The following is a 5,675-nucleotide window of genomic DNA, read 5'->3' as shown; positions in this document are numbered from 1 at the left end:
GTGTCCAGGCACGACTCACATCCAGCCTCGTGATCCGTCCACTCATCTCCCGGATTTCAACACGCCAAATAATATCATCGAGATACTCATCGACGGTCTCGACATCGTGATAGGTGCAAACATGCGCATTACGGCAATGTGCCCCGGCAGCGCGGAGAATTGCCAATGCCTGCGGGAGCGAGGTGCCGATCGGAATGGCGGCGCGTACAGCGCCTGTGGCCGTCGCTATCTGCCGAGCTGTGCTATATTCAGTATCGACGCCTATAGCCGCCGAGCTTATTTGCGGATCCCGGGGCTGGGCGAATTCGAGAGCGCGAAATCTTAGGGATTTCGCACTATGGGACGGGGTCGGCGCGACCGCCGCGATCGAAAATGCGCAACAGATCAACAAGCGGATCACGTTCCACTCCTCGTTCCTACGAATTAGGCGGTGCTTAACTGCCCTCGAGCGTTGCATCGCTTCCGCGCGCGCTCCTGGCTTCGATCGCTGGGTGGACAGACCATCCTCCGCCCAGCGCGCGGATGAGATTCACGCCCGCCTGCAATCGCAACGTCTCAAGATTGAGTGCCCGGCGGCGCGCCTGCAGCGCGCTGGTCTGCGCGGTCACGACATCGAGATACGAAACGGCGCCCTTCACGTATCGGTTCATTGCAAGACGCTCGGTCTGACTGGCCTGTTCGACGGCGCGTTGCTCGGCCTCAGCTTCGATTCGATAGAAGTGCAGCCGCGCCAGATTGTCTTCCACGTCCTGGAACGCCTGGAGGACGTGCGCGCGATAATCGGCGGTCGCCTGTGACCAGGCCGCGCGCGCGATCGCGACCCGCGCTCGGCGCTTGCCGCCATCAAACAGCTGCAACACGGCCGAGGGCCCGATCGACCAGAAGAAGTTTGGCGCCGTCAGCAGGTCGGCCAGGCCGGTATTTTCAAATCCGCCTTGCGCGCGCAGCGACAGATTGGGGAAGAAGGCGGCGCGCGCCACACCGATAAGCGCGTTGGCCGCGGCCATGCGCCGCTCGGCCGCCGCCACGTCCGGCCGTCGCTCGAGCAGGGTCGAGGCGACCAGCGGCGGGATGGCAGGAACGGTAATGGGGGCGTTCGATGCCGGCAACGAAAAGGTCGAAGCGGGCGTGCCGATCAAGCTGGCGATGGCATGTTCGGTCAAAGCCCGCGCGGCATTCACGTCCGCGAGCTGCGCCTGCGCCTCGGCGAGCTGGGTTCCCGAGCGGCCAATGTCGAGCCCCGACGCGATGCCGCCCCGGAACCGGCGCTGCGTCACCGCGTCGGCCTCACCATAGGCATCAACCGCCGCAGACAAGAGCGCGCGCTGCCGATCATAACCGCGCAGCAGAATGTAGCTCGTCGCAAGCTGCGCTTCGAGACTGAGCTTGCTCGCCGCGAGATCGTCGGCGCTGGCCTCCGCCTCCGCCTTGCCGGCCGCGACGCTGTCGCGAATGCGCCCCCACAGATCAAGATCGTACGATACGGTGCCGCCGATGGTGTCGGCGGGGTAAAAATCGGGCTGGTTGGCGCCGCGCAGGGGCCGGTTGTCCGACTGCCGGTTGCGGCTGACATCGGTATTGACCCCGACGGTCGGCAACAGGCCGCCGCGTGCCTCGGCGAGATAGGCACGGGCCTGATCGTACCGGCCGAGCGCGCCTGCGAGCGTCGGATTGTCGCTGTCGAGCTTCTGCTCCAGCCGGGCGAGTTCCGCATCGCGGAAGACGGTCCACCAGGGCTGGTGCGCGGCGGTATCCGCCGGCGCCGCCACCTGCCACGGTCCGGCCTCCTTGAAGGTGGCGACGGCCGGAACCGCAGGCGGCCGGTATGGCGGCGCCATGGAGCATGCGGAGACGCATGCAAGCAGGGCGAGCGCCCCGAATCGGCCGAGCCTTTTAGCCACGGCTCGGCGCCACGCGGACCTGCTGACCCGCGGCAAGCGAGTCCGGTGGGTTGTCGACGATTCGGGCGTTCGGGCTGAGCCCGGCAATGACCTCGACCGTTGCGCCATTGTCGCGCCCCAGCCGGACATCGCGCAGGCGCACGCGATCGCCGTCCACCAGCGCGACCTGGGTTCCCTCGGCGCGGAAGATCAGCGCGCTCGACGGAATCTGCACCGCGCCGGGACTGTCCGGCAGATCAAAATGCACCTCCGCATATCCGCCGGGCTTCAGCACCTCCGCGGGATTATCGGCGACGAGCTGCACCTGCAGCGCGCCCGTATTCGGATTGATTGCGCCGGCATTACCGACGACCTTGGCGGGGAATGTGCGGCCAGGCTGATTGGGTGTCGCGAGCGTTGCCCGCAACCCCGGGCGCATCGCGGCCGCATAATTCTGCGGTACACTCACATAGACACGGATGCGCTGCACGTCGGCGACCGAGAACAGAGGCTGCTGCGTGGCCGCACCGGGGCCGACGAGATCACCGATATCGGCGTTACGGGTCGTCACCAGGCCGGCGAAGGGCGCCCGTATCGTGGCAAATTGCTTCAGCGCCAGCAATCTGCCGAGATTGGCTTTGGCCGCCTCTACGGCCGCCGCCTTCACACTATAATCCCCATTTTTCTCGTCCGCCTCCTGGCGCGACACGGAATTGGTGGAGAGGAGATCGTTCCAGCGTGCGGCGGTGCTCTTGGCCAGAGCCGCATTGGCCCTGGCGCTGGTAAGGTCCGCCCGCGCCTGCGTGATCTGCTGGTCGAGTTCCGGCGTGTCGATCCGCCCCAGCGGCGCACCCTCGCCGACCTCGGCACCAATGTCCTTATACCAGGCGCTTACATAGCCGCCGACGCGCGCATAGAGACGCGCCGCATTCCAGGCCTGGAGCGTGCCCGGCATCGTCAATTTGCCGCCCGCATCCTTTGCGGTCGCGGCGATCAAATGTACGACCGGGACGGCGCGCGCGTCAGACCAGCTCTGGGCGGCGTCCGATTGGCCGGCGCGGCCGATCGTTCCGACCGCAATCACCCCCAGCGCGATTACCGCGGTGACGATACCAGCGGTACGCAACCCTTTCGGGGCCGTCGCCTCACTCTGCATGGACTAACGCTCCAACTGCTTGATTATGGTCGTGGGTGGCAGAGGCCCGGCCGTGCCTGCGATGCGCAATGCTGAAGAGCACGGGGACGAAGACGAGCGTGGCCAGGGTTGCGCAGATCAATCCACCGATGACCGCGCGCCCCAAGGGCGCATTCTGCTCGCCCCCTTCCCCCAGGCCCAACGCCATTGGCGCCATGCCGATGATCATCGCGAGGGCGGTCATCAGAACCGGTCGGAAGCGGGTGGCACCTGCCTCCACGGCCGCGCGGGCGGCGTCTCCGGTAGCGGCGAGACGTTCGCGCGCGAAACTCACGACGAGCACCGAATTGGCGGTGGCCACGCCCATGCACATGATAGCGCCGGTGAGTGCGGGGACGGACAAGGGGGTGTCGGTTGCGAACAGCATCCAGACGATGCCGGCCAGAGCGGCCGGCAAGGCGGAGACGATGACCGCGGGATCGGTCCAGCTCTGGAAGTTCACGACGATCAGCAGGTAGATCAAGGTGATGGCACCGATCAGCCCGAGGACCAAGCCGACAAAGGCCGTGTTCATCGTTTCGACCTGACCGCGAAGATGCACGCTTGTGCCCTTGGGCCGCTGGTCTGCGGTTGCGGCGATTACGTTCTGGATGTCGCCCGCAACCCCGCCCAGGTCCCGGCCCTGGGTGGCCGCATAGACATCGACCGACGGCTGCACCGCGTAATGCGAGATGGCGGCGGGGGAATCTTCACGGCGGATCTTGCCGAGCGCGCCGAGGATCTGGAAATCCCCTGCTTTGCTGCCGGTGACAGCGATATTGTCAAGTTCCGAGAGACTGTCGGTACGATATTGAGGTGTCTGGACGACGATCGGGTAGGAAACGCCGTTGCGCGGGTTCAGCCAGAAGGCCGGCGCCATCTGAAAACTGCCGGCAAGGTTCACCCCCAGGCTCTTGGTGACATCCCCTTCGGTGATCCCCAGCCGATCCGCCTGGGTCCGGTCAACGTCGAAGGCGAGTTGCGGATAATCATTGGCCTGCTGCAGGCGGACATCCGCAATGCCCGCAATCTGCGCCATGCGTGCGGCCAGCCGCTGCGCATAGGCGCTGTTGGCCTTGGTGTCGGGGCCGGTCACCTGCACGTCGATCGGGGCCGGCGCGCCGAAGTTCAGGATCTGGCTCACGATATCGGCGGGCAGGAAGGAAAAGGTCGATCCCGGGAAGGTATCGGGCAGCAATGCCCGCAACTGCTTCACATAGCCGGCCGTCGGACGATGACCTTTGCGCAGCGTGATCAGGATATCGCCGTCCTGCGGCCCAATCCCACCGGTGTTCGAATAAGCGCGATTGATGCCGCTGACCGGGAGGCCGATATTGTCGACGATCGACCCGAGTTGGTCGGGAGGGATCACCTCGCGGATGCGATCTTCCACATGATCGAACAACGCGGCCGTTTCCTCCAGTCGGGTTCCGACGGGCGCCCTGACGTGCAGGTTGATCTGACCCGCGTCGATGGCCGGGAAGAAGTTGCGCCCCAGGAAGGGCACGAGGGCAAAGGAAAGGAGGACAACCCCCAGGAAGCCGATGACAAACAACCGGCGCCGCGCGAGCGCATAGTGCAGCACCTGCAGGTAATAATCGCGGAAGCGCTCAAACCGCCGCTCGAAGCCGTTTTGGAAGCGGCGAAAGACATTGCGTGTCTGTGGCCGCCCCTCGCTGGCGTTATGGCTCATCATAATGGCCGTGGTGTGGGAGGTCGCGTGATCACGCAGCAGATATTTGCCCATCGTCGGCACCAGTGTGCGCGACAGGATGAAGGACGCGATCATCGCGAACAGGACGGCCTTCGCCATCGGCGCGAACAGGAAGCCGGCAATGCCCGGAAGGGAGAACATCGGCACGAAGGCGATACAGATACAAAGCAGCGAGACGAAGGCCGGTCCGACGATCTGCTCGGCACCGTCGAGGATCGACTGGCGCACCGACTTGCCTTGTTCGAGGTGCCAGTTGATGTTCTCGATCGTGACGGTCGCATCGTCCACAAGAATGCCGACCGCGAGCGCGAGGCCGCCAAGGGTCATGATGTTGAGCGTCTCTCCGGCGATCGACAGGCCCGCCACCGCCGCGAGGATGGCGAGCGGGATGGAGGCCGCGATGATGACGGTCGATCGCCACGATCCCAGGAACATCAGGATCATCACGCTGGTCAGGGCAGCGGCAAGTATGCCCTCATGGACGACGCCCGAGACGGCCGCCTTCACGAACAACGATTGATCGGACAGCGGCGTAACATGGAGATCCGCGGGAAGCGTCTCGCGCAGTTTCGGTAGGAGCGCCTTCGCCTGATCGACGATGGCGATCGCAGAGGCGGAGCCGCTTTTCAGGACGGTCATCAGCACGGCGCGACGACCATCGACGCGCACTTCGTTGCGCTGGGGCGGCGATCCGTCGCGCACCTGAGCGACGTCGCGCATATAGACCGTGCTGCCATCAATCGTCTTGATGGGAAGATTGTTCAGCTGATCGACGACGGCCGGGCTGTTGTTGAGTTTTACGTTATATTCATACTGACCGATCTTGGTCGTACCCGCCGGAACGATCTGGTTCTGCGCCGCCAGCGCTGCGCCGACATCTGTTGCCGATAGCTGCCGCGCCTGCAGC

The 5,675-nt window shown here is 64.9% G+C and carries 4 protein-coding genes; all 4 read right to left on the bottom strand.

Annotated elements, in window-relative coordinates:
* Positions 1 to 400: hypothetical protein (locus ACOJSI_RS19380; RefSeq protein ID WP_420139961.1), on the bottom strand; the 400-nt coding region annotated here is incomplete at its 3' end.
* A gap of 34 nt (positions 401 to 434) precedes the next feature.
* Positions 435 to 1,901: an efflux transporter outer membrane subunit gene (locus ACOJSI_RS19375; protein ID WP_420139960.1), complete on the bottom strand. Its 1,467-nt coding sequence runs from the start codon at positions 1,899 to 1,901 to the stop codon at positions 435 to 437.
* Positions 1,894 to 3,036 (bottom strand): efflux RND transporter periplasmic adaptor subunit, encoded by a 1,143-nt coding sequence (locus ACOJSI_RS19370; RefSeq protein ID WP_420139959.1) that lies wholly within the window; start codon positions 3,034 to 3,036, stop codon positions 1,894 to 1,896. The genes ACOJSI_RS19375 and ACOJSI_RS19370 overlap by 8 nt, the downstream gene beginning before the upstream one ends.
* Positions 3,026 to 5,675, bottom strand: a 2,650-nt coding sequence (locus ACOJSI_RS19365) for an efflux RND transporter permease subunit (protein WP_420139958.1), incomplete at its 5' end; no start/stop codon positions are given. The genes ACOJSI_RS19370 and ACOJSI_RS19365, both read right to left, overlap by 11 nt.

It is taken from the genome of Sphingomonas sp., assembly GCF_048595155.1.
Taxonomy (GTDB): domain Bacteria; phylum Pseudomonadota; class Alphaproteobacteria; order Sphingomonadales; family Sphingomonadaceae; genus Sphingomonas_I.
Note: the sequence above shows the minus strand (reverse complement) of the source record. Positions and strands in the feature narration are given on the sequence as shown.

Bases quoted from the DNA above. Each gene is read 5' to 3' on its own strand.
- ACOJSI_RS19370 (WP_420139959.1), bottom strand. From the start codon at position 3,036: ATGCAGAGTGAGGCGACGGCCCCGAAAGGGTTGCGTACCGCTGGTATC.